This is a genomic window from Anoxybacillus eryuanensis (assembly GCF_051200995.1).
GTDB classification, from domain to species: domain Bacteria; phylum Bacillota; class Bacilli; order Bacillales; family Anoxybacillaceae; genus Anoxybacillus; species Anoxybacillus tengchongensis.
In genome coordinates this window covers 1-23,006 of the sequence record NZ_JBPODS010000017.1, presented here as the reverse complement: position 1 = coordinate 23,006, position 23,006 = coordinate 1, and the positions used below count along the sequence as shown (strand labels likewise).

General features: G+C 41.0%; 24 protein-coding genes, 1 rRNA gene and 2 other annotated features. All 25 genes read right to left on the bottom strand.

Annotated features, from left to right (window positions below; genetic code table 11):
* Window positions 1-46: 46 nt before the first annotated feature.
* Window positions 47-3,607 (bottom strand): DNA-directed RNA polymerase subunit beta, encoded by a 3,561-nt coding sequence (gene rpoB / locus HNQ84_RS13140; RefSeq protein ID WP_035020781.1) that lies wholly within the window; start codon window positions 3,605-3,607, stop codon window positions 47-49.
* A gap of 207 nt (window positions 3,608-3,814) precedes the next feature.
* On the bottom strand, window positions 3,815-4,414 hold the full coding sequence (locus HNQ84_RS13135) for a class I SAM-dependent methyltransferase (RefSeq protein WP_435622377.1): 600 nt from the start codon (window positions 4,412-4,414) through the stop codon (window positions 3,815-3,817).
* Window positions 4,415-4,501: 87 nt separating this feature from the next.
* Window positions 4,502-4,867: a 50S ribosomal protein L7/L12 gene (gene rplL / locus HNQ84_RS13130; RefSeq protein WP_003397647.1), complete on the bottom strand. Its 366-nt coding sequence runs from the start codon at window positions 4,865-4,867 to the stop codon at window positions 4,502-4,504.
* 45 nt (window positions 4,868-4,912) lie between these two features.
* Window positions 4,913-5,413, bottom strand: coding sequence for a 50S ribosomal protein L10 (gene rplJ / locus HNQ84_RS13125; RefSeq protein WP_435622376.1), 501 nt, complete (start codon window positions 5,411-5,413; stop codon window positions 4,913-4,915).
* 42 nt (window positions 5,414-5,455) lie between these two features.
* Window positions 5,456-5,601: a sequence feature (ribosomal protein L10 leader region), on the bottom strand.
* Window positions 5,602-5,653: 52 nt separating this feature from the next.
* A complete protein-coding gene (gene rplA, locus HNQ84_RS13120) occupies window positions 5,654-6,355 on the bottom strand; it encodes a 50S ribosomal protein L1 (RefSeq protein WP_183244225.1) in 702 nt (233 codons plus the stop codon).
* Window positions 6,356-6,457: 102 nt separating this feature from the next.
* Window positions 6,458-6,883 (bottom strand): 50S ribosomal protein L11, encoded by a 426-nt coding sequence (rplK, locus tag HNQ84_RS13115; protein ID WP_003397643.1) that lies wholly within the window; start codon window positions 6,881-6,883, stop codon window positions 6,458-6,460.
* A gap of 151 nt (window positions 6,884-7,034) precedes the next feature.
* A complete protein-coding gene (gene nusG / locus HNQ84_RS13110; RefSeq protein ID WP_183244227.1) occupies window positions 7,035-7,568 on the bottom strand; it encodes a transcription termination/antitermination protein NusG in 534 nt (177 codons plus the stop codon).
* Between the two features lie 119 nt (window positions 7,569-7,687).
* A complete protein-coding gene (gene secE, locus HNQ84_RS13105; protein ID WP_032101432.1) occupies window positions 7,688-7,870 on the bottom strand; it encodes a preprotein translocase subunit SecE in 183 nt (60 codons plus the stop codon).
* Between the two features lie 31 nt (window positions 7,871-7,901).
* A complete protein-coding gene (gene rpmG, locus HNQ84_RS13100) occupies window positions 7,902-8,051 on the bottom strand; it encodes a 50S ribosomal protein L33 (RefSeq protein WP_183250255.1) in 150 nt (49 codons plus the stop codon).
* A gap of 63 nt (window positions 8,052-8,114) precedes the next feature.
* Window positions 8,115-8,765 carry an RNA polymerase sporulation sigma factor SigH gene (sigH, locus tag HNQ84_RS13095; protein ID WP_183250253.1) on the bottom strand — a complete coding sequence of 217 codons (651 nt, stop codon included), beginning with the start codon at window positions 8,763-8,765 and terminating at the stop codon, window positions 8,115-8,117.
* Window positions 8,766-8,832: 67 nt separating this feature from the next.
* Window positions 8,833-9,342: an NYN domain-containing protein gene (locus tag HNQ84_RS13090; protein ID WP_183244231.1), complete on the bottom strand. Its 510-nt coding sequence runs from the start codon at window positions 9,340-9,342 to the stop codon at window positions 8,833-8,835.
* A 1-nt stretch (window position 9,343) separates the two neighbouring features.
* Window positions 9,344-10,081 carry a 23S rRNA (guanosine(2251)-2'-O)-methyltransferase RlmB gene (gene rlmB / locus HNQ84_RS13085; protein WP_435622375.1) on the bottom strand — a complete coding sequence of 246 codons (738 nt, stop codon included), beginning with the start codon at window positions 10,079-10,081 and terminating at the stop codon, window positions 9,344-9,346.
* Between the two features lie 2 nt (window positions 10,082-10,083).
* Window positions 10,084-10,509 carry a Mini-ribonuclease 3 gene (locus HNQ84_RS13080; protein WP_183250246.1) on the bottom strand — a complete coding sequence of 142 codons (426 nt, stop codon included), beginning with the start codon at window positions 10,507-10,509 and terminating at the stop codon, window positions 10,084-10,086.
* Between the two features lie 4 nt (window positions 10,510-10,513).
* Complete coding sequence (cysS, locus tag HNQ84_RS13075; protein WP_435622374.1) at window positions 10,514-11,911, bottom strand: cysteine--tRNA ligase; 1,398 nt, start codon at window positions 11,909-11,911, stop codon at window positions 10,514-10,516.
* Entirely contained in the window at window positions 11,892-12,557 is a 666-nt protein-coding gene (gene cysE / locus HNQ84_RS13070) for a serine O-acetyltransferase (RefSeq protein WP_032101439.1), read from the bottom strand. The genes cysS and cysE overlap by 20 nt, the downstream gene beginning before the upstream one ends.
* Window positions 12,558-12,610: 53 nt before the next feature.
* Window positions 12,611-12,832: a binding site (T-box leader), on the bottom strand.
* A gap of 42 nt (window positions 12,833-12,874) precedes the next feature.
* Entirely contained in the window at window positions 12,875-14,335 is a 1,461-nt protein-coding gene (gene gltX / locus HNQ84_RS13065; protein ID WP_435622373.1) for a glutamate--tRNA ligase, read from the bottom strand.
* A 63-nt stretch (window positions 14,336-14,398) separates the two neighbouring features.
* The gene (gene ispF / locus HNQ84_RS13060) at window positions 14,399-14,881 is read right to left on the bottom strand and encodes a 2-C-methyl-D-erythritol 2,4-cyclodiphosphate synthase (RefSeq protein ID WP_435622372.1); all 483 of its coding nucleotides are present in this window, start codon (window positions 14,879-14,881) and stop codon (window positions 14,399-14,401) included.
* Window positions 14,881-15,567, bottom strand: a complete 687-nt coding sequence (ispD, locus tag HNQ84_RS13055) for a 2-C-methyl-D-erythritol 4-phosphate cytidylyltransferase (protein WP_435622371.1) — start codon at window positions 15,565-15,567, stop codon at window positions 14,881-14,883. The genes ispF and ispD overlap by 1 nt, the downstream gene beginning before the upstream one ends.
* Before the next feature lie 19 nt (window positions 15,568-15,586).
* Complete coding sequence (locus HNQ84_RS13050; protein WP_032101443.1) at window positions 15,587-16,675, bottom strand: PIN domain-containing protein; 1,089 nt, start codon at window positions 16,673-16,675, stop codon at window positions 15,587-15,589.
* An 89-nt stretch (window positions 16,676-16,764) separates the two neighbouring features.
* Window positions 16,765-18,159 carry a DNA repair protein RadA gene (gene radA, locus HNQ84_RS13045; RefSeq protein ID WP_183250234.1) on the bottom strand — a complete coding sequence of 465 codons (1,395 nt, stop codon included), beginning with the start codon at window positions 18,157-18,159 and terminating at the stop codon, window positions 16,765-16,767.
* A gap of 59 nt (window positions 18,160-18,218) precedes the next feature.
* Entirely contained in the window at window positions 18,219-20,651 is a 2,433-nt protein-coding gene (gene clpC / locus HNQ84_RS13040; protein ID WP_032101445.1) for an ATP-dependent protease ATP-binding subunit ClpC, read from the bottom strand.
* Between the two features lie 20 nt (window positions 20,652-20,671).
* Window positions 20,672-21,736: a protein-arginine kinase McsB gene (gene mcsB / locus HNQ84_RS13035; protein ID WP_435622370.1), complete on the bottom strand. Its 1,065-nt coding sequence runs from the start codon at window positions 21,734-21,736 to the stop codon at window positions 20,672-20,674.
* Window positions 21,729-22,283, bottom strand: coding sequence for a protein-arginine kinase activator protein McsA (gene mcsA / locus HNQ84_RS13030; RefSeq protein WP_032101447.1), 555 nt, complete (start codon window positions 22,281-22,283; stop codon window positions 21,729-21,731). The genes mcsB and mcsA overlap by 8 nt, the downstream gene beginning before the upstream one ends.
* A 14-nt stretch (window positions 22,284-22,297) precedes the next feature.
* On the bottom strand, window positions 22,298-22,708 hold the full coding sequence (locus HNQ84_RS13025) for a CtsR family transcriptional regulator (protein WP_221248308.1): 411 nt from the start codon (window positions 22,706-22,708) through the stop codon (window positions 22,298-22,300).
* A 221-nt stretch (window positions 22,709-22,929) separates the two neighbouring features.
* Window positions 22,930-23,006, bottom strand: a 5S ribosomal RNA gene (gene rrf, locus HNQ84_RS13020); the annotation flags it as partial.

Here is a 23,006-nt window from a genome sequence, read left to right as displayed (position 1 = left end):
GCCTACCTCCCTTTTAATATCCAGGTTTTACCCTTATGTCAACACACTATTCTTTTACAACAACGCCCTCATCTTCTTTGGCTGACTCATCTGTAGGTGGGATGATGTCAACTGGTTGAACGTCATCATCTTCCCCGAAGTTTTCCATACTAATTTCTTTTTCATCACTTGATAAAACTGTTACGTCCATACCTAAGCTTTGTAACTCTTTAATTAATACTTTGAACGATTCAGGAACGCCTGGTTCTGGAACGTTTTCACCTTTTACGATGGCCTCATATGTTTTCACACGACCAACGACATCGTCTGATTTGACAGTTAAAATTTCTTGTAACGTATAAGCTGCACCGTATGCTTCAAGCGCCCATACTTCCATCTCACCGAAACGCTGACCACCAAACTGCGCTTTTCCACCAAGTGGTTGTTGCGTCACAAGCGAGTACGGACCTGTCGAACGAGCATGCAATTTATCGTCAACCATGTGCGCGAGCTTAATCATGTACATAATGCCGACAGAAACACGATTATCAAACGGCTCTCCAGTGCGCCCGTCGTATAGAACGGTTTTCGCATCGCGTGCCATTCCTGCTTCTTCTAACGTTGCCCATACATCTTCTTCACGAGCACCGTCAAATACAGGCGAAGCCACATGAAGACCTAACTTTCTCGCCGCCATTCCGAGATGCAACTCGAGTACTTGCCCGATGTTCATACGCGAAGGTACGCCTAACGGGTTTAACATAATGTCAACCGGTGTACCATCTGGTAAAAACGGCATGTCTTCCTCAGGTAAAATACGAGAAATAACCCCTTTGTTTCCATGGCGTCCCGCCATTTTGTCACCTTCGGAAATTTTCCGTTTTTGTACAATATACACACGAACAAGCTGGTTTACACCTGGAGGTAGCTCATCACCGTCTTCGCGAGTAAACACTTTGACATCGAGAACAATTCCACCTCCACCGTGCGGTACACGTAAAGAAGTATCTCGAACTTCGCGTGCTTTCTCGCCAAAGATAGCGTGCAACAGGCGCTCTTCTGCAGTTAACTCAGTGACACCTTTTGGAGTGACTTTACCGACAAGCAAGTCCCCATCCTTCACTTCTGCACCGATGCGTACAATACCGCGTTCATCTAAGTTGCGAAGCGCATCTTCGCCGACGTTTGGAATATCACGCGTAATTTCTTCTGGACCGAGCTTCGTATCGCGCGCTTCGGATTCATATTCCTCAATATGAATGGATGTATACACATCGTCTTTAACGAGACGTTCGCTCATAATAATCGCGTCTTCATAGTTGTATCCATCCCATGTCATGAACGCAACAAGCACGTTGCGACCAAGCGCTAATTCACCTTTTTCCATCGATGGACCGTCAGCTAAAATCTCACCCTTCTCTACAATGTCACCCGCTTTAACAATCGGGCGTTGATTGTAGCACGTTCCTTGGTTTGAACGAACAAACTTCAACAAACGATATTTATCTAAATCACCTTTTACTTCTTTTCCATCGACTTCAATTAAACGGCGCACCCAAATCTCCTTCGCTTCGACGCGCTCGACAATTCCACGATGCTTACAAATAACTGCAGCACCAGAGTCTTTCGCTGCAACATACTCCATTCCTGTACCAACGATTGGAGCTTCCGGTTGCATAAGTGGAACAGCTTGACGTTGCATGTTCGCACCCATAAGCGCACGGTTCGAGTCATCGTTTTCTAAGAATGGAATGCAAGCCGTCGCTACGGACACGACTTGTTTTGGTGAAACGTCTACATAGTCCACGCGATCGCGTTTAACGACAATGTTTTCACCACGGAAACGAGCAACAACGTTTTCTTCTAAAAACGTTCCATCTTCGGCAATCGGAACATTCGCTTGGGCAACAACGTAGTTGTCTTCTTCATCCGCTGTCAAATAGTCAATTTGATTCGTTACTTTTCCTGTCTCAGGATCAACACGACGATAAGGCGTTTCAATAAACCCGAATTTATTCACTTTTGCGTATGTCGAAAGCGAGTTAATTAATCCGATGTTCGGACCTTCTGGCGTTTCGATCGGACACATGCGACCATAGTGTGAATAGTGAACGTCACGCACTTCAAACCCAGCGCGTTCACGCGTTAAACCGCCCGGACCAAGCGCAGAAAGACGGCGTTTATGTGTCAATTCTGCAAGCGGGTTTGTTTGGTCCATGAATTGTGATAATTGTGAGCTTCCGAAAAACTCTTTAATAGCCGCAATGACCGGACGAATGTTAATGAGTTGCTGTGGTGTAATTGTGTTTGTATCTTGAATGGACATCCGTTCACGAACGACTCGCTCCATGCGCGAAAGACCAATTCGGAACTGATTTTGTAGCAACTCTCCAACAGAACGAAGTCGACGATTTCCTAAATGGTCGATATCGTCTGTATCACCGACTCCATGCAATAAGTTAAAGAAGTAGCTAATCGATGCAATAATATCTGCAGGTGTAATATGTTTCACTGTTTCTGGGATATACCCGTTACTAATGACCGTGATGACTTTTTCGCCATCTGGATCGTTTGGAGCATAAATTTTGATTGCTTGCAAAGCAAACTCATCTTCGACAACGCCCCCAAGCGGCTGGTATTTACGTATACCGATCCCTTTTTCAAGCTCAGGTAAAATGCGGTCGAGCGTTCTACGATCGAGAACCGTTCCTTTTTCAGCAATTACTTCACCCGTTTCCGGATGAACGAGTGTTTCTGCTAAACGTTGACCAAATAAACGGTTTTTAATATGGAGCTTTTTGTTAATTTTATAACGACCAACGCTTGCTAAATCATATCGTTTTGGATCAAAGAAACGAGAGATCAACAAGCTTTTTGCGTTTTCAACGGTAGGCGGCTCCCCTGGACGTAACCGTTCATAAATTTCAAGCAACGCTTTTTCTGTACTTTCTGTATTGTCTTTTTCTAACGTATTACGAATATACTCGTTATCACCAAGTAAATCGACAATCTCTTGGTCTGAGCCAAAACCTAACGCCCGCAATAACACGGTTACAGGCAACTTACGCGTACGATCAATGCGAACGTACACAACGTCTTTTGCGTCTGTTTCGTATTCGAGCCATGCACCGCGGTTTGGAATGACGGTTGCTGTAAAGCCACGTTTTCCGTTTTTATCTACTTTTCCGCTGTAATATACGCTCGGTGAACGAACAAGCTGAGAAACGATAACACGTTCAGCACCATTAATAATGAATGTGCCCGTTTCTGTCATTAATGGGAAGTCTCCCATAAATACATCTTGTTCTTTGACTTCACCTGTTTCTTTATTGATTAGGCGTACTTTAACTCGAAGCGGCGCTGCGTATGTAACATCGCGTTCCTTTGATTCTTCGACAGAGTACTTCGGTTCTCCTAAGCTGTAATCAATAAATTCTAGTGACAAATTCCCTGTAAAATCTTCGATCGGTGAAATATCTTGAAACATTTCACGCAATCCTTCGTCGAGAAACCACTGGTAAGAAGAAGTTTGAATTTCGATTAAGTTTGGTAGTTCTAACACTTCACTAATGCGCGCATAACTTCTTCGTTGGCGGTGTCGTCCGTATTGAACTAGTTGACCTGTCAACTGATTCACCCCTCAAATCAAACATTAATGACTTGTCATAAGACAAAAAAGAAATGGTTTCTTATAAGAAAACCACATGTTTGACCTATTATATATTTTATAAGTTTTTCCTTTAAAACTAAAATTATACATACATACACAGCATACATAAACTAAAAAAAATACACATTTAGCATTTTATAATGGTATCATACACAAAATTGGACGTCAAGCTTTTTGTGCTCGAATAATAAAGTAACCTTTCTTCTTTTCTACAACATCTACTTGATCAAAAATCGTTTTTAACTTTTCTAAAGCGGACGGAGCACCCTGTTTCTTTTGAATAACAACCCATAGTTGGCCACCCGGAAGCAAGTAGTTCGCACTTTGCTCAAAAATTGAATGAACGACTGCTTTTCCTGCACGAATCGGCGGGTTTGTAACAATCGCAGCAAACGCCCCTTCTACTCGATCAAATAAGTTACTTATGTAAATCCGGGCATTTTCAATACCATTTTGCTGTTTATTTTTCTTGGCTAACTCAATGGCTCGCTCATTCACATCGATCATATGCACCGTTCGATGCGGAAAATCTTTTGCTAGCGCTAAACCGATTGGCCCGTATCCACAGCCAACATCAAGAATATTTCCTCGCACATCTGGTTCCATGAATGCTTCAATTAGTAACCTCGAACCGAAGTCGACCTCCTTTTTTGAAAATACACCTTGATCAACGGTAAATAAAAACTGATGACCTCGCAACGTATACGTCCATTGAAACGGCTTACTTTCTACAGCAGGTCGCTCCGTATAGTAGTGATCACTCATCACTCTCACCTCTCTTTCCTTCATTGTAAACGAACGCACATGAAAACACAAAAAAGCTCGCCACCTCGAGCGAGCTTTTTTATATCATTACTTGATTTCAACTTTCGCGCCAGCTTCTTCAAGCTTCGCTTTAATTTCTTCAGCTTCTTCTTTAGAAACGCCTTCTTTAACTGGCTTTGGAGTGTTGTCTACTAAGTCTTTTGCTTCTTTTAAGCCAAGACCAGTAAGTTCGCGTACAACTTTGATAACTTTGATTTTTTGCGCGCCGCCATCTGCAAGGATAACGTCGAATTCAGTTTTTTCTTCAGCAGCAGCACCAGCAGCAGCACCGCCAGCAACTACTACAGGAGCAGCAGCAGTTACGCCAAATTCTTCTTCGATTGCTTTTACTAAGTCGTTTAGTTCTAAAACAGTCATATTTTTAACCGCTTCAATGATTTGTTCTTTAGTCATGATCGATCTTCCTCCTTAATATTTTAGTTTTAGGCAATTTAAAAATTAAGCACCTTGTTCTTCTTTCTTGTCAGCAACTGCTTTTGTAACAAGAGCAAAATTGCGAATTGGTGCTTGAAGAACGCTAAGCAACATAGAGAGCAAGCCTTCGCGAGATGGAAGCTCTGCAAGCGCCTTTACTTCTTCGAACGTTGCTACGTTACCTTCGATGATACCTGCTTTAATTTTTAACGCTTCGTTCTTTTTCGCGAATTCGTTTAAAATTTTCGCAGGAGCAACGACATCCTCATTGCTGAATGCAATTGCATTCGGACCTGTTAACGTTTCGTCTAAACCTTCTAAGCCTAACTCAGCAACAGCACGACGAGTTAATGTGTTTTTATACACTTTGAACTCGATGCCTGCTTCACGAAGTTGCTTACGAAGTTCTGTAACTTGAGCGACATTTAAACCACGGTAATCAACGATGATCGTTGATTTGCTCGCGCGAAGCTTTTCAGCAATCTCCGCTACTAGCTGCTGCTTTTGTTCAAGTACGCTGCTCATGTCAACACCTCCTGTAGAAGTTGAGTTTCGACACCACTTATACCGCCCAATAAAAAACCTCCATGTCAACGCAGACATGGAGGCACCCGAAAAGTGCAAGATGCACTTATTTATGAGTCTCAACACCTCGGTAGGAAATTAAGCCTATATGAGGCACCTACTGTCTACGGTACAAATGATATTCGTTTTTCAAACAATAGATAGTATACTAAAGCGTTTCTAAAAAGTCAATATCTATAATTAGTTAGTAACAGCAACAGTAGAAGGATCTACTTTTACGCCAGGGCCCATTGTTGAAGCGACTGTTACGTTTTTCACGTATGTGCCCTTCGCCGCTGCTGGTTTCACTTTTAAGATTGTCTCATAAATTGTTGCAAAGTTTTCTACTAATTTTTCAGTATCAAATGATACTTTACCGATTGGCACGTGGATGTTTCCTGCTTTGTCAACGCGGTATTCCACTTTACCAGCTTTAATTTCATTGACCGCTTTCGCAACATCAAATGTAACTGTTCCTGTTTTAGGGTTTGGCATTAAGCCTTTTGGTCCTAAAATACGACCGATTTTACCTACTTCACCCATCATATCTGGAGTCGCAACAATCACATCAAATTCAAACCAACCTTGTTGAATCTTGTTGATGTAATCTGTATCGCCTACGTAATCTGCGCCTGCTGCTTCTGCTTCCTTCGCTTTTTCTCCTTTTGCAAGCACTAATACGCGACGTACTTTACCTGTACCGTGTGGTAATACAACCGCACCGCGAATTTGTTGATCTGCTTTCTTCGGATCAACTCCTAAACGGAAAGCAACTTCTACAGTTGCATCAAATTTTGCAACGTTTGTCTTTTTCACTAATTCGATCGCTTCTTTTACGCCGTATGCTTTGGAGCGATCAATTAATTTCGCTGCCTCTAAGTAACGTTTTCCTCTTTTTGGCATTTTATTTCCTCCTTTTGTGGTTTTAACGGAAAGACCTCCCACGAATAAAGGTTGCGAAAACTATATAGTTCGCTTCCGCAACCTTCTCCAGCCAGATCTTCATTAGTCCTCGATGACGATACCCATGCTACGCGCTGTTCCTTCGATCATGCGCATAGCTGCTTCAATGCTCGCCGCGTTTAAGTCTGGCATTTTTGTTTCAGCAATCTCGCGCACTTTGTCGCGCTTTACTGTTGCCACTTTATTACGGTTTGGCTCACCAGAACCAGACTCGATACCAGCCGCTTTTTTAAGTAATACAGCAGCAGGTGGAGTTTTCGTAATAAATGTAAATGAACGGTCTTCATATACCGTAATTTCAACAGGAATAATTAAACCTGCTTGATCAGCTGTACGAGCGTTGAATTCTTTACAGAATCCCATGATGTTAACACCAGCTTGACCTAATGCTGGACCGACTGGTGGTGCTGGATTCGCTTTCCCTGCAGGAATTTGCAATTTGACAACTTTAATTACTTTTTTAGCCACGAGACACACCTCCTTAAGTCCGTGATGTGGTATTAGGGATATTCCCTCCCACTCCATATATGAAAACAATCATCGCATTCGTCTCAATGATTGAGACATACTGACCTTAAAATATTATCACTTTTCTTGCTCATTTGCAAGTTGTTTACTATTATATTTTTTCAATTTGCGAAAAGTCAAGCTCTACTGGTGTTTCACGTCCAAACATGTCAACGAGCACAGTCACTTTTTGCTTATCCATTTCGATTTCTTGGATCGTTCCAACAAAATTCGCAAACGGACCTTCCTTAATGCGCACAGCTTCATGTAATTCGAAATCAAAGTCTAATTCGATCAAATCAACGCCCATTCGTTTTAAAATCGCAGAAACTTCTTCTTCCAAAAGTGGCGTCGGCTTCGACCCAGCACCAGCTGAACCAACAAACCCCGTTACTCCCGGCGTATTACGAACGACATACCAAGAGTCGTCTGTCATAATCATTTCGACGAGTACGTAACCTGGAAAAACTTTCTTTTTAACTACTTTCTTTTTGCCTCCTTTTGTGTCTGTTTCTTCCTCCTCAGGCACAACGACGCGAAAAATTTTATCTTGCATACCCATCGACTCAACACGCTTTTCTAAGTTCGTTTTCACTTTATTTTCATAACCCGAGTACGTATGAATAACATACCAATTCTTTTCCATTCGCTGGGACGATATCGTCCTTCCCTCCCTGAACAAATCTTTTTTAGGCAAAATAAAAACCCGTTACCGGGCTTTATTTCTTGTTTGTTATCTTTCATTATACCATGGATATACTATTACTATTCAAGTATAAAACGAACTAACTCTGAAATTCCTAAATCAATAACAGCAAAAAATACAGTAAAAAATGCCACTGTTGCTAAAACGGTGATCGTATAGTTTACTAGTTCTTTTCGTTTCGGCCAGCTGACTTTTTTCATCTCGCGAACAACTTCGCGGAAAAATTTCGTTACTCGTTGCATAAGAAACCCTCCAACATCTCGGGATCATCAACTACTTCGTTTCGCGGTGAATCGTATGCGTATGGCATGTTTTACAAAACTTTTTCATCTCTAGCCGCTCATCGTGATGAGCAACATTTTTCATCGTTGAATAGTTTCGACTTAAACATTGGCTACACGCTAAAATCACTTTTTTGCGCATACGTTTTCCTCCGGCATACTACGTCTTAAAAACTGTATCATACAATATTTTTTTATGTCAATATTATAAACGAATTCCTTGAATTTCTACATACTTTTCTAGTTTGCGTTTCACGCGTTGCAATGCATTGTCAATGGATTTCACGTGACGATTGAGCTCTTCCGAAATTTCTTGATATGATCGACCTTCTAAATAAAGAAGGAGCACTTTCCTTTCTAAATCGCTAAGTAGTTCGGTCATCTTCTCTTCAATATGATCGAACTCTTCCCTATTAATAATTAGTTCCTCAGGATTTGTTATTTTCGTTCCCGAAAGAACGTCCATCAATGTACGGGCAGAATCATCTTCGTAAATCGGCTTGTCCAATGAAACGTAACAATTGAGTGGAATGTGTTTTTGTCGCGTAGCCATTTTAATAGCTGTAATCATTTGCCGAGTAATACATAACTCCGCAAACGCCTTAAATGAAGACTGCTTATCTTCTTTGAAATCTCGGATTGCTTTGTATAACCCAATCATGCCTTCTTGCACAATATCTTCGCGATCTGCACCGACTAAAAAATATGAACGTGCTTTCGCTCGGACAAAATTTTTATACTTATGAATCAAATAATCAAGCGCCTCACTATCACCTTGGTGTACGAGTTCTACAATCATTTCATCGTCTAGTTGTTCGTAACGGCTTTGTTGTTTTTCGTTTGCATTTGCGCTCACGCCGATCCCCCCGCCCTGCACATGGATAAAAGTATTATACAGTACATTTTTTTACAGGGTCAATCGTTCATTTTTCCCCTCTTCGCCATTTTTCGAAAATTTTTGCTACTTCGTCTGTCAGAGGGATTTTTGATATCGGCTTTTTTTGTTGAATGTGTTTGACGTTCGTTGAAATATTTCGCTGCACCGCATCCACTTCAATGAGTAGCTCCCGAGCTGATTTGCGTAACGCTCCTTGACCGAAAATCGCCCATTGTTCCGTATAGTCTGACGTAGCGACATATACTTTTGTCCGAACTTGCTGGAGCGATTTCGCCAATTTCTCGATATGTTCATCAGCCGTTTCGTTTTCCTTTGTGAAAATGACCTCTACTTGATGATCGACATATTTTTTTGTTGTTCCTTGTACGAGGTGTGCGTCGAAAACAATAATGACTTTACAACCAGTAAACGCTTGATATTCGGCCATTTTCTCGACAAGTCGGTCGCGCGCTAAAGCTAAATCCGCATCACGTAGTTCTCGCAATTCCGGCCAAGCACCGATGATGTTGTAGCCATCAACGATTAAAATGTCCATTTCACTCACCTAATGGATGACGCTTTCGGTACACCTCATACATTAACAAGCTCGCCGCAACAGAAGCATTTAATGATGTGACATGTCCAATCATTGGCAAGCGAACGAGCACATCACATTTATCTCGTAATAAACGGCTTATTCCTTTCCCTTCACCACCAATAACTAGGGCTAACGGAATAACCCCATCAAGCTGACGATAATCTTGATTTCCTTTTGCATCTGTTCCAAAAATCCAAACTCCCCGCTCTTTTAATTCATCTACTGTTCGCGCTAAGTTGGTTACACGCACAACAGGCACATATTCAATCGCACCCGTGGACGCTTTCGCTACCGTTGCAGTTAAACCGACCGAGCGACGCTTCGGGATAATAATGCCATGAGCGCCTACTGCATCAGCTGTTCGCATAATCGATCCTAAATTGTGTGGATCTTCAAGTTCATCTAGAATAATAAAAAATGGTGCTTCCCCTTGCTCTTCTGCCTTTTTAAATAAATCTTCTATATCATAGTATCGATATGCAGCGACTTGTGCAATGACTCCTTGATGATTGCCCTCACTTAATTGATCCATCTTTTTTTTAGGAACATATTGTACTGTAATACCCATCTCTTTTGCGAGCTGAATAATCGGCTGCATTTGACCACGTTGCGAGCCTTCAGCAATCCATATTTTATTCATTTCTCGTCCGGATTTTAACGCTTCTAACACAGGATTTTTACCAATAATAAGATCCATGATCACATCCCCCTTTCTTCATCATTGCGATGTACATCTAACGCCCAACGTATTAATTGATGGAGACGTTCTTCATTTCCGCTTAAAAAATGGTAACCAACTAACGCTTCAAATCCTGTGCTTTGACGGTACGTTTGTACATCTGTATTTTTCGGGGTACTCCCTGATTTTGCATTACGACCTCTTCGAACAATAGCCACTTCCTGTTCAGAAAGCTGGTTATGATTGAGCAACCATTGCAACACTTGTGATTGCGCTTTAGCACAAACGTATGTTTTTGCTAGGTTGTGTAAATCGTTTGGTTTTACTTTCCCTAAGGTAAGGAGGTGATGACGTACGAATAATTCGTATACGGCATCACCAATATAAGCTAACGTTAAACCGTTTAACTGTTCAAAATCCTTAATTTTGTTAAACAAATGTAACATCGTCTTATCCTCTTCTCCATCTCGTTCCTTGTGGTGTATCTTCTAGAACAATGTTTTTTGCCTTTAATTCATCACGAATCCGATCAGCTAAAGCGAAATCGCGATTTTTCCGCGCTTCAATTCGCTGTTGGATAAGCGCTTCAATTTCTTCATCAAGTAATTCATCTTGTTGTAAAGAAAGCCCTAGCACATCAAAAAGCTGTTCAAATTGTTGTAAAAATGATTGAATGACCTGTTTCGATGTATGCTTTTCCATTAAGTATACATTGGCTTGTTTCGCTAATTCAAACAAAACAGCGATCCCGTTTGCTGTATTAAAATCATCATCCATTTCTCGAATAAACTCGTCTCTTAGTTCTTCAATTTTCGCTAGCCATTGTTCATCATTCGTCGTTAAATTCGTGCTGCTTTCTAAACGATGTTTTAAGTTCGCATAAGCTGTCTTTAAGCGTTCTAATCCGCTTTTTGCACTTTCAAGTAACGGTTGGCTATAGTTGATTGGATGACGATAATGAACTGAAAGCATAAAGAAACGTAACACTTGCGGATCAACTTGCTTAATAATGTCGTGCACTAAAATAAAGTTCCCGAGCGATTTCGACATTTTTTCATTATCGATATTAATGTAACCGTTATGCAACCAATATTTCGCAAAAGGCTTTCCTGTTAGCGCTTCAGACTGAGCAATTTCATTTTCGTGGTGTGGAAACGTTAAATCTTGTCCCCCAGCATGAATATCAATCGTATCCCCTAAATATTTACGTACCATAGCAGAGCATTCAATATGCCAGCCTGGACGCCCTTTCCCCCATGGGCTATCCCAGTAAATTTCACCTTCTTTCGCCGCTTTCCAGAGCGCAAAATCAAGAGGATCTTCTTTTTTCTCACCAATTTCAATCCGAGCACCTGATTTTAGTTCGTCAATTGATTGATGGGATAATTTACCATAATCTGAGAAGCGGCGCGTTCGATAATATACATCACCGTCAACTTCATACGCATACCCTTTTTCAATGAGTTGTTCAATAAATTGGATAATCGCATCCATGTTTTCCGTCACTCGTGGATGAACGTCTGCTTTTTTACAACCAAGTGCTGTAATATCTTCAAAGTATGCTTCAATGAACCGTTCTGCAATGGTCGGTACATCTTCTCCTAATTCTTTTGCTGCGCGAATGAGTTTATCGTCTACATCTGTGAAATTCGAGACGTATTGCACTTCATATCCACGAAATTGTAAGTAACGTCGAATCGTATCAAACACAATGGCCGGGCGAGCGTTGCCAATGTGAATGTAGTTGTATACTGTCGGACCGCATACATACATTTTCACTTTATTTGGTTCTAACGGAACAAATGTCTCCTTCTTTCGCGTTAACGTATTATACACTTGAATGCTCATGGTTCACCGTTCCTTTCTTTAGTTCTTCTAATTGTGCTTTTAATTGTTCGATTTCTGATTCCAACTCTTTAAAACGATCTGCAATCGGATCCGGCAAATCACAATGATTTAAATCTTTATTCACACGCACGCCATTTTGTACAACAACGCGACCTGGAATGCCGACAACGGTTGAGTTCGGCGGCACATCTTTCAACACGACCGATCCTGCCCCAATTTTACTATTTTCCCCAACCGTAATCGAACCAAGCACCTTTGCACCAGTAGCAATCAAACAATTATCTTTAATTGTCGGATGGCGCTTCCCCTTCTCTTTTCCCGTTCCACCGAGTGTGACACCTTGATACACCGTCACATTATCACCGATCTCGCATGTTTCTCCGATGACGACACCCATGCCATGATCGATGAAAAAACGCCGACCGATTTTTGCACCAGGATGGATTTCAATGCCCGTAAAAAAGCGACTAATTTGTGAAATGAGGCGTGCTAAAAAATAAAATTTTCGCTTATAAAGCGCGTGGGCAATGCGGTGCGCCCAAATGGCGTGCAGCCCTGAATACGTTAAAATGACTTCTAAATAACTTCTTGCTGCCGGATCTTGTTCGAAAATCACTTCAATGTCTTCTTTTAATGTTTTAAACATGCTGTTCCCCCCTTTGTTATCTTTCAAACAAAAAGCGTCTCTGTGTACAATGACACAGAGACGCTTCGTTGCGCGGTTCCACTCTGTTTAGCCTTTAAGGCTCACTCTTGCCCTTATAACGGAAGGGAATCCGCTCCATTCTACTACAGAACGTCTCTGGTTCGAAAGGAGACTCCGAGGTGCATTTCAAAAGAATCAAACATAAACCACTTCCAGCCAAGGTGGTTCTCTCTGACATGCTGATTCTTTTTACTTCTCCTCATCAACGCTTTCACCGATATGACTTACACCTATTCTATTATATAAACAAGGAAATGTTAACGAATGAATTGAGTTAATCGGGACAGCACCGTTTCTTTTCCGAGCAAACGAATCGCCTCTGGAAGTTCTGGTCCATGCGTTTGCCCTGTAACCGCTACGCGAATTGGCATAAATAAGTTTTTCCCTTTTTGTCCCGTTTCTTTTTGTACCGCTTTAATCGCCATTTTAATGTGGTCACTATCAAACGTTGCAAGCTGCTCCACTTGCTCATAAAATGCTTTTAACACAATCGGTACTTGCTCACCTGCTAAAACAGCTTTTGCCTCTTCATCATACTCGATTTCCTGTTTAAAGAACAACTCTGATAGCTCAACAATTTCAGCACCGTAACTCATTTGCTCTTGATATAGTGCAATTAGATCACGCGCCCATTGCTTTTGTTGATCGGTCATTTGCTCCGGCAAACGCCCTGCTCGAATTAGATGAGGGAGCGATAGTTCAACTAACCGATCCAGATCAAGTTTTTTGATATATTGGTTGTTCATCCATGTGAGCTTTTGTTTATCAAACATCGATGGCGATTTTGATAAACGGGAAACATCAAAAATGCGAATAAGCTCTTCTTTCGTGAAAATTTCCTCTTCTCCTTCTGGCGACCAACCTAATAGTGCAAAAAAGTTAAACATCGCTTCTGGTAAATATCCAAGTTCTTTATATTGAGAAACGAATTGAATAATTGACTCATCGCGCTTCGATAACTTTTTACGATTTTCATTTACAATCAACGTTAAATGTGCATATTTTGGTGGCTCCCAACCAAAATATTCATACACCATTAGCTGCTTCGGTGTGTTTGATAAATGCTCTTCACCGCGAAATACATGTGTAATTTTCATTAAATGATCGTCGATCACAACAGCAAAGTTATACGTTGGGATACCGTTTGCTTTGACGATCACCCAATCGCCAATGTCTTTCGATTCAAACGATACGCGACCGCGCACCATGTCTTCAAATCCATATACTTTTCCTTCCGGTACTTTTAAACGAATCGTATAAGGCTTGCCTTCTGCTTCAAGCTGTTTGACTTGTTCTAGTGTCAACTGACGGCATTTTCCGCTATATTGTGGTGCCGCAATGCCTGCTGCTTTTTGCGCCTCACGCTCTTGTTCTAGTTCCTCAGGTGTACAAAAACATTTATATGCATGTCCTTTTTCTAACAATTCGTTTGTATATTGGCGATATATGTGCAGACGCTCCGTTTGACGATAAGGACCGTATCCCCCATCTTTATCGACCGATTCATCATATTCAATACCAAGCCATTTCAAGTTTTCAAGTTGTGACTGTTCGCCACCTTCTACATTGCGCTCAATATCTGTATCTTCAATACGAACAATAAATTTTCCATGATGATGACGAGCAAACAAATAGTTAAATAACGCCGTACGCGCACCGCCAATATGTAAATGACCCGTCGGACTCGGCGCGTAACGCACCCTTACTTCCTGTGACATGTCATGACCTCCATCTACCTAATTTCTGTACCCCATTGTACCGTAAACGCCATACAAAATCCATCATTCATTGTTTTTTTGTAACAAAACAACGGCTTGTGCGGCAATTCCTTCTTCTCTTCCTGTAAATCCAAGATTTTCTGTCGTCGTCGCCTTTACGTTAACTTGTGAAACGTTTCCTTCTAATAATTCAGCAATTCTTTTTTGCATGTTTGGGATATATGGAGCCATTTTTGGTTTTTGAGCAATAATCGTACAGTCAATATTGACAAGCGTATACCCATGTTGACGCACAAGCTCCCATACACGTTGTAAAAGAATAGCAGAGTCAGCATCTTTGTATGCTTTATCTGTATCAGGGAAATGCTTCCCAATATCGCCTTCACCGATAGCTCCTAAACAAGCATCAGCAATTGCATGTAACAGCACATCCGCATCGGAATGTCCAAGCAGTCCTTTCTCATACGGAATATTGATTCCACCAATAATAAGCGGCCGCCCTTCAGCAAACTGATGGACATCAAACCCTTGTCCAATTCGATACATCATTGATCCCCTCTCGCACGTAAAATAGCCTCTGCAAATAATAAATCTTCTGGTGTTGTAAGTTTAATGTTCGTATATTCGCCTTCTACAACGACGACGCGATGACCGATCCGCTCAACAAGACTTGCATCATCTGTTCCGATAAACTGTTCTTTTTTTGCGCGCTCATGAGCGTCGAGAATTAATGGCATGGAAAAAGCTTGTGGCGTTTGTACAGCCCACAGGCTCGATCGATCGACCGTTTTTTGAACATGGCCATCGATCACCTGTTTCATCGTATCCTTGACAGGAACAGCGAGCACAGCTGCTCCCGTCTCTTTTGCAACCTGAACAAGTTCGTGAATTTTTTTGATTGTTACAAACGGACGCGCACCATCATGGATGAGCACAACATGACCATCATTCACCGCTTGTAATCCATTGTAGACGCTCTCTTGTCTTTCTTCCCCCCCAGAAACGAGGGTTTTCACTTTTTTTATTTCAAAATAACGAAGCATACGAACAAATTGCTCACGTTCTTGATCGTTAATAACTAATACAATGCCTTGACATGAATCATCTCTTTCAAATACACGTAACGTATGAATAATAACGGGTACTCCTTCAAGCTCAATAAATTGTTTGTTTATTCCTGCATTCATTCGTCTTCCTTGGCCAGCTGCCGGTATAACGACGTGGTAATTCATTTCCCTATCTCCTAACAGCTCATAATGCTTTTTCAAGTAGTTTTAATTTGGCAAAAATCATTCTTCCAGCCGAAGTTTGTAAGACGCTCGTCACAAGCACATCAACTCGTTTTCCGATGTAGTCTTTTCCGTCCTCTACAACGATCATCGTCCCATCATCTAAATAAGCAACACCTTGATTTTGTTCTTTTCCGTCTTTAATGACGTGAACATTTAATTCTTCCCCTGGAAGAACGATCGGTTTTACTGCGTTCGCTAAGTCGTTAATATTTAGTACGGGAACATTTTGCAACTCGCATACTTTATTTAAATTAAAGTCATTTGTCACAACAACGCCTGATGTCAATTGAGCCAATTTGACAAGCTTGCTGTCGACTTCTTGGATTCCTTCAAAATCGCCCTCATATATTTCCACGTTAATTGCTAACTCTTTTTGAATGCGGTTTAAAATATCTAGTCCTCTCCGTCCACGATTTCTCTTTAAAGCATCAGAAGAGTCAGCGATATGTTGCAATTCTTCAAGAACAAACCGCGGAATGACAATCGTCCCTTCCAAAAAGCCCGTTTGACAAATATCCGCAATACGACCGTCAATGATGACACTCGTATCTAAAATTTTTAGCGATTTCCCCTTTTTTTCTTCTTCCTCGCTACCTTTTTTCTTTCCACTTCGATTCGGTAAAGAAAATAGGTTCATTAGTTCATCGCGTTTTTTAAATCCGACTTGAAATCCTAAGTAGCCTAACAATAGCGTAAGAAAAATCGGCAATATCGTATTAACAAGCGGAATTTGAATAGAGTTTAATGGAATAACGACTAAAAAGGCTACAATCAATCCGAAAATTAAACCGAGACTCCCGAATAATAAGTCTGTTACAGGTGCTTTGACTAACGTTTCTTCCATCCAATGAATCAGTCCAACCACATGATCAACTAACCAAAACGTGAGAAGGAATACGATGATCGCACCAACTGGGGCGGCTACATATGGGCTATCGACATAAGGAAGATCGTTTAGGTGCAATAGTTTTAACAAAGTAGGAAAGAAAATAATTCCTAACATTCCCCCAGTAATTAAAAAAGATGCTTGCACAATTCGTTTTAACACGTTTTTCACCTCCTCTATTACATTATAAACAGTTTCCAATGTTTGAAACCAATCTGAACATCATTTTTAATTATTTTTTAATGGTTTTGTTAAAATATTGGGCGATTTTTCCCTTCCCCTAATGCGTAATATAGCGCTTCTTCTACATTAGTTACTCCAATGACTTCGACACCTTTTGGAATGTTCCAGCCACCGATGTTACTTTTTGGAATAATGATGCGTTGAAAACCGAGCTTCGCAGCTTCTTGCACACGCTGTTCAATGCGGGATACACGACGTACTTCACCTGTCAATCCAACTTCTCCGATCACAACATCCGTATGATTTGTTGGTTGATCACGAAAACTAGATGCAATGCTTACCACAATTGCTAAGTCAATCGCAGGTTCATCTAACTTAATTCCACCAGCCACTTTTAAATAGGCATCCTGGTTTTGAAGAAGTAGGCCGACCCTTTTTTCAAGCACCGCCATTAGTAAAGATACACGATTATGATCTATTCCTGTTGCCATTCGACGTGGCGTTCCGAAACTAGTCGGCGATACTAATGCTTGAATTTCCACTAACACAGGTCTCGTCCCTTCCATAGAAGCGACCACCGTTGACCCTGAAGCACCTTTCGAACGCTCTTCCAAAAAAATTTCTGATGGGTTTTTGACTTCTGTAAGCCCTATTTCTTTCATTTCGAAAATACCGATTTCATTTGTGGAACCAAATCGATTTTTCACCGCCCGTAAAATGCGATACGTATGATGACGCTCTCCCTCAAAATATAATACAGTATCAACCATATGTTCTAAAATGCGTGGCCCTGCCAGCGCCCCTTCTTTCGTAACATGCCCAACAATAAAAATCGCAATACCTTTCGTTTTAGCTACTCGCATCAACTCTGCTGTACATTCACGAACTTGTGAAACACTCCCTGGGGCCGATGTAATTTCTGAGCGATATATCGTTTGAATCGAGTCGATGACAACGAACGATGGCTTCATTTCATCTATCGTTTGGATAATATGTTCTAAATTTGTCTCGGATAAAACATATAAATGTTCAGCTGCCACATGTAACCGTTCAGCACGCAACTTCGTTTGTTTTACCGATTCTTCCCCGGAAATATATAATACAGGGTGGGTATCGCTTGCGAGCTGAGCACAAATTTGTAACAACAATGTCGATTTCCCAATACCTGGATCGCCACCGATCAAAACGAGGGAACCACGAACAATTCCACCCCCTAACACGCGATTAAACTCCGTAAACTTCGTGTCAATTCTCGGTTCCTGCGTCGTTTCTACTGTCGTAATCGATACAGGTTTAGCTACTATCCCCTCTGTATGCACAAATAGTGCTCGGCTATGTGGTTTCACAATCTCCGTTTCTTCAACCATTGTATTCCACGAGTGGCACCCTGGGCATTTTCCCATCCACTTCGCCGTTTCATATCCACAATGTTGACAAACGAATTTCGTTTTCCGTTTAACCATGATTCCATTCCTTTCATGATGAAAAACAAGGTATGCGTGTAAGCATACCTTGTTTTTTGTTATTTTACTGTCTCTTTTGTTAACACAACAAACTGACCGTCTTTTACATCCATGACAACTTTTTGTCCGCTGTTAATCGTTCCTTTTAACAATTCTTCAGATAAACGGTCTTCAACATGTTTTTGAATCGCTCGACGCAATGGACGCGCACCGTATTCTAAGTCATAACCTTCTTCCGCTAATTTCTCAATTGCTGCATCGGTTAACTCTAAATCAATTTGTTGTTCTTGTAGACGTTTTTTCAATTGCTCAACCATTAGTGATACAATTTCTTTTAAATGTTTCTTCTCAAGTGAGTGGAAAACAATAATTTCATCAATTCGGTTTAAAAATTCCGGACGAAACGCTTTTTTCAACTCGTCCATCACTTTCCCTTTCATATCTTTATACTGTTGACTCTCATCTTGTACATTAAAACCAACATATTTATTTCTCTTCAAGGCGTCAGCGCCAACGTTTGATGTCATAATAATGATCGTATTTCGGAAATCAACTGTCCGTCCTTTCGAATCCGTTAAACGTCCATCCTCTAACACTTGCAATAAAATGTTAAACACATCTGGATGCGCTTTTTCAATCTCATCTAATAAAATGACTGAATACGGTTTGCGACGCACTTTTTCTGTTAATTGTCCACCTTCTTCGTAACCAACATATCCCGGAGGCGAACCGACAAGACGTGATGTCGAATGTTTCTCCATATATTCAGACATGTCGATCCGAATCATCGCATCTTCATCACCGAACATCGCTTCCGCAAGCGCACGTGCCAGTTCCGTTTTCCCTACACCCGTTGGACCGAGGAAAATAAACGAACCGATTGGGCGTTTTGGATCTTTTAATCCTGCACGGGCGCGACGCACTGCTTTTGCAACTGCTTTGACAGCTTCTTCTTGTCCGATCACACGGGAATGCAGAATTTCTTCTAGCTTTAATAATCGTTCGGTTTCTGTTTGAGCTAATTTGGAGACTGGGATTCCCGTCCAACTTGATACGACGGCTGCAATATCCTCGACAGTCACTTCTGAGTTTTCTTGACCTTGTTTCTCTTTCCATGCTCGTTTTGTTTCTTCAAGCTGTTCGCGCAGTTTTTGTTCTGCATCTCGTAACGATGCTGCTTTTTCAAACTCTTGGCTTTGCACTGCCGCATCTTTTTCTTTGCGAATTTCCTCCAGTTTTTGTTCGAGCTCTTTTAAATTTGGTGGTGTCGTAAACGAACGTAAACGTACTTTCGAACAAGCTTCGTCAATTAAATCAATCGCTTTATCTGGTAAAAATCGATCCGAGATGTAACGATCTGAAAGCTTCACAGCTTGCTCAATTGCCTCATCCGAAATAGAAACACGATGATGAGCTTCGTAACGATCGCGTAGTCCTTTTAAGATTTGGATCGATTCTTCAACCGTTGGTTCACCAACATGAATAGGTTGGAAACGTCTTTCTAACGCAGCATCTTTTTCAATATATTTTCGGTATTCATCTAACGTTGTTGCCCCAATACATTGTAGTTCGCCACGAGCAAGGGACGGTTTTAAAATATTTGATGCATCAATAGCTCCTTCTGCACCGCCAGCTCCTATGAGGGTGTGCAATTCGTCAATAAACAAAATGATGTTGCCTGCTTGGCGAATTTCATCCATCACTTTTTTCAAACGATCTTCAAACTCACCACGATATTTCGTACCTGCAACGACCGTGCCCATATCGAGCGTCATTACACGCTTATCACGAAGCGTCTCTGGCACTTCGTTATTGACAATTTGTTGAGCTAGTCCTTCGGCAATGGCTGTTTTTCCTACCCCTGGTTCCCCAATTAAAACAGGGTTATTTTTCGTTCTACGGCTTAATACTTCGATCACACGTTGGATTTCTTTACTTCTTCCGATGACAGGATCTAAACCTCCTTCACGTGCGATCGCTGTTAAATCGCGGGCTAAACTGTCTAACGTTGGGGTATTCGCGTGCGTTGTTCCCCCATGATGTCCTGAGGCAGACTCATTGCTTCCTAATAATTGAAGTACTTGTTGGCGAGCTTTATTTAAGCTTACTCCTAAATTATTTAAAACGCGAGCGGCTACACCTTCTCCTTCCCGAATAAGACCAAGCAAAATATGTTCTGTACCAACGTAAGAATGTCCAAGTTTCCTAGCTTCATCCATTGACAATTCAATCACTTTTTTGGCACGTGGTGTATAGTGGATCGTTTGCCCAACTTCATTTCCACGCCCAATAAGCGATTCTACCTCTTTTTGGATTTTATCTGGTCCTAACCCGAGCGCCATAAGCGCTTTTGCTGCAATTCCTTCCCCCTCTCGAATAAGACCAAGCAAAATGTGCTCTGTACCAATATTGTTATGTCCTAATCGAACAGCTTCTTCTTGTGCTAATGCTAACACCTTTTGTGCTCGTTCTGTAAAACGTCCGAACATCATTTTCATCAACCTCCTTTTATTCACTTCCATTGGTATAATCGTTCACGAATGAGCGATGCACGGCGAATATCCCGTTCTTGCGGGCGTAATGCGCCACCAGCATATTTTTGTAAAAAGCCGGGCTGTGTCAAAATCATGAGCTCTGTTAAAATTGTTTTTGGCACGTTCGTAATATATCCGAGATCAATGCCTAACCGTACATCAGATAAACATTGGGCAGCTTCTTTTGAACCGATGATCCGACTGTTCGTTAACACACCGTAAGAACGATATACCCTATCTTCTAATTGTATGTTAGAAGTTTTGACTAATGCCTCACGTGCCATTCGTTCTTGTTCAATTAATTGACGAACAACACCTGTTAAGTCTTCAACAATATCCTCTTCACTTTTTCCTAATGTAACTTGATTCGAAATTTGAAAAATGTTTCCTAACGCTTCGCTACCTTCTCCATACGTGCCACGAACAACTAAACCGAGCTGATTAATTGCAGGAATAATTTGATTCATTTGCTGCGTTAACACAAGGCCTGGCAAATGCATCATAACGGATGCGCGCAGTCCTGTTCCGACATTTGTAGGGCAACTCGTCAAATAACCGTACTTTTCATCAAAAGCATAATCGATGTGTTGTTCAATCCAATCATCTAAAGCATTTGCCAATTTTAATGCTTCTCTCAACTGAAAACCAGCAAACAAACATTGAATACGAATATGATCTTCCTCGTTGATCATAATGCTTGCTTCTTCTTGCTCTGATAATAAACATGCACCAAATGTACAATCCTCAGCTAAATGAGGGCTGATCAAGTGCTTTTCAACTAACACACGCTTGTCAATAGTTTGTAATTCATTCATTTTTAATAAGACGAAAGGACCAAGATCACCGAAACGCTTTTGCGAAAACAAATGTTCAAACAGTTGAACAATTTGCATAGCCTCTTCATTTGTAAATACGGTCGGAAAAGAATATTGTTTCATATTTCTCGCCAAACGAATACGGCTGCTTAACACAATATCAGAATCTGGTCCCTCTTCGTTCATCCATGGACTGAGAGCGCGTTGAAAAAACAAATGTTCATTCATATAATGAAGCGCCCCCTCCCGCATTTAATTTTGCCTCCAGTTCTCGTATTTGATCACGCACTTCAGCAGCTTTCTCGAATTGTTCTTTAGCAATAAGCTCCTGTAACATTTGTTTCAACTGTCCGATTTGCTTACGGACGTACAACGTACCCCCTACTCGCTTCGGAATTTTTCCTTCATGTGCTACATGTCCTCCATGTAATTTTCGAAAAATAGGTGGTAAATGATTGCAAAACGTTTCATAACAACTCGCACAACCAAAACGACCGACTTTAACAAATTGGGTGTATGTCATTTTACAACGCTCGCATTGTAATATATGTTCGTTGTGAAAAGAGGGAGCTTTTGGTTCTTTCAGTGATGCATCCATATTTAATAGTCCCGCAATTAAATTATTAATCGAAAAGGCGCCTTGATGTGGGAACATAAACATTTCACCTTTTTCATGAGCGCACTGTTCACAAAGATGAATTTCTGTTTTTTCTCCATTAACAATTTTAGTGAAATGAAGCGTTGCTGGCCGTTGATTACACTCTTGACATATCAAAGTGTTCACCCTCTCTACATATACTTTAAAGATGTCAGCATCGCTTTTAATATGCGCGCACGCAGCTCATCACGATGAGGAAGGTCAATAGACAGAACCGTGCGATCAATAATGCTTAACATCATATTCGCTTCTCGTTTTGAAATTACCTTTTCATCCAATAAGCGTTGAATAATATGTTCTCCATTTGTTTGGCTAATTCGGTCTTGAACAAGCGACAATAAATGGTCAACAAGCTGAGAGGCACTTTGAGTCTTCACTTTCATTATGCGGATATAACCACCGCCTCCTCGTTTACTCTCAACAATGTACCCTCTTTCTAATGTAAACCGTGTATTAATGACATAGTTAATTTGGGAAGGAACACACTGAAACTTGTCTGCAATTTCGCTGCGCTTAATCTCAACGATATCTTTTCCGCTCATATTTAATACTTGCTTTAAATACTGCTCAATGACATCAGAGATATTCCTCACATAATCCCTCCTCTGTCAGTTGACTTTGACTATATTTGACTTTAATTTTAATATATACGGATTTCTTCAAAAATGCAAGGATTCCCTTCTTTTTCTCATATATTTTACCCATTGCATTTATTCAATAAAACAAAAAGACCAAGACAATTTTTGTCTTGGTCTTTTTGTTTGCCCGGCAACGTCCTACTCTCGCAGGCGGTGTCCCGCCAACTACCATCGGCGCTGGAGAGCTTAACTTCCGTGTTCG

What these genes read in the sequence shown, in the direction of transcription:
- HNQ84_RS13135 (WP_435622377.1), bottom strand. Translation starts at nt 4,414, where the DNA reads ATGAGTGATCACTACTATACGGAGCGACCTGCTGTAGAAAGTAAGCCG.
- rplL (WP_003397647.1), bottom strand. Translation starts at nt 4,867, where the DNA reads ATGACTAAAGAACAAATCATTGAAGCGGTTAAAAATATGACTGTTTTA.
- rplJ (WP_435622376.1), bottom strand. Translation starts at nt 5,413, where the DNA reads ATGAGCAGCGTACTTGAACAAAAGCAGCAGCTAGTAGCGGAGATTGCT.
- rplA (WP_183244225.1), bottom strand. Translation starts at nt 6,355, where the DNA reads ATGCCAAAAAGAGGAAAACGTTACTTAGAGGCAGCGAAATTAATTGAT.
- nusG (WP_183244227.1), bottom strand. Translation starts at nt 7,568, where the DNA reads ATGGAAAAGAATTGGTATGTTATTCATACGTACTCGGGTTATGAAAAT.
- secE (WP_032101432.1), bottom strand. Translation starts at nt 7,870, where the DNA reads ATGCAACGAGTAACGAAATTTTTCCGCGAAGTTGTTCGCGAGATGAAA.
- rpmG (WP_183250255.1), bottom strand. Translation starts at nt 8,051, where the DNA reads ATGCGCAAAAAAGTGATTTTAGCGTGTAGCCAATGTTTAAGTCGAAAC.
- HNQ84_RS13090 (WP_183244231.1), bottom strand. Translation starts at nt 9,342, where the DNA reads ATGGACATTTTAATCGTTGATGGCTACAACATCATCGGTGCTTGGCCG.
- rlmB (WP_435622375.1), bottom strand. Translation starts at nt 10,081, where the DNA reads ATGGATCTTATTATTGGTAAAAATCCTGTGTTAGAAGCGTTAAAATCC.
- HNQ84_RS13080 (WP_183250246.1), bottom strand. Translation starts at nt 10,509, where the DNA reads ATGTTACATTTGTTTAACAAAATTAAGGATTTTGAACAGTTAAACGGT.
- cysS (WP_435622374.1), bottom strand. Translation starts at nt 11,911, where the DNA reads ATGAGCATTCAAGTGTATAATACGTTAACGCGAAAGAAGGAGACATTT.
- cysE (WP_032101439.1), bottom strand. Translation starts at nt 12,557, where the DNA reads ATGTTTAAAACATTAAAAGAAGACATTGAAGTGATTTTCGAACAAGAT.
- gltX (WP_435622373.1), bottom strand. Translation starts at nt 14,335, where the DNA reads ATGTCACAGGAAGTAAGGGTGCGTTACGCGCCGAGTCCGACGGGTCAT.
- ispF (WP_435622372.1), bottom strand. Translation starts at nt 14,881, where the DNA reads ATGTATCGAATTGGACAAGGGTTTGATGTCCATCAGTTTGCTGAAGGG.
- ispD (WP_435622371.1), bottom strand. Translation starts at nt 15,567, where the DNA reads ATGAATTACCACGTCGTTATACCGGCAGCTGGCCAAGGAAGACGAATG.
- radA (WP_183250234.1), bottom strand. Translation starts at nt 18,159, where the DNA reads ATGGTTAAACGGAAAACGAAATTCGTTTGTCAACATTGTGGATATGAA.
- clpC (WP_032101445.1), bottom strand. Translation starts at nt 20,651, where the DNA reads ATGATGTTCGGACGTTTTACAGAACGAGCACAAAAGGTGTTAGCATTA.
- mcsB (WP_435622370.1), bottom strand. Translation starts at nt 21,736, where the DNA reads ATGAATGAACATTTGTTTTTTCAACGCGCTCTCAGTCCATGGATGAAC.
- HNQ84_RS13025 (WP_221248308.1), bottom strand. Translation starts at nt 22,708, where the DNA reads ATGAGCGGAAAAGATATCGTTGAGATTAAGCGCAGCGAAATTGCAGAC.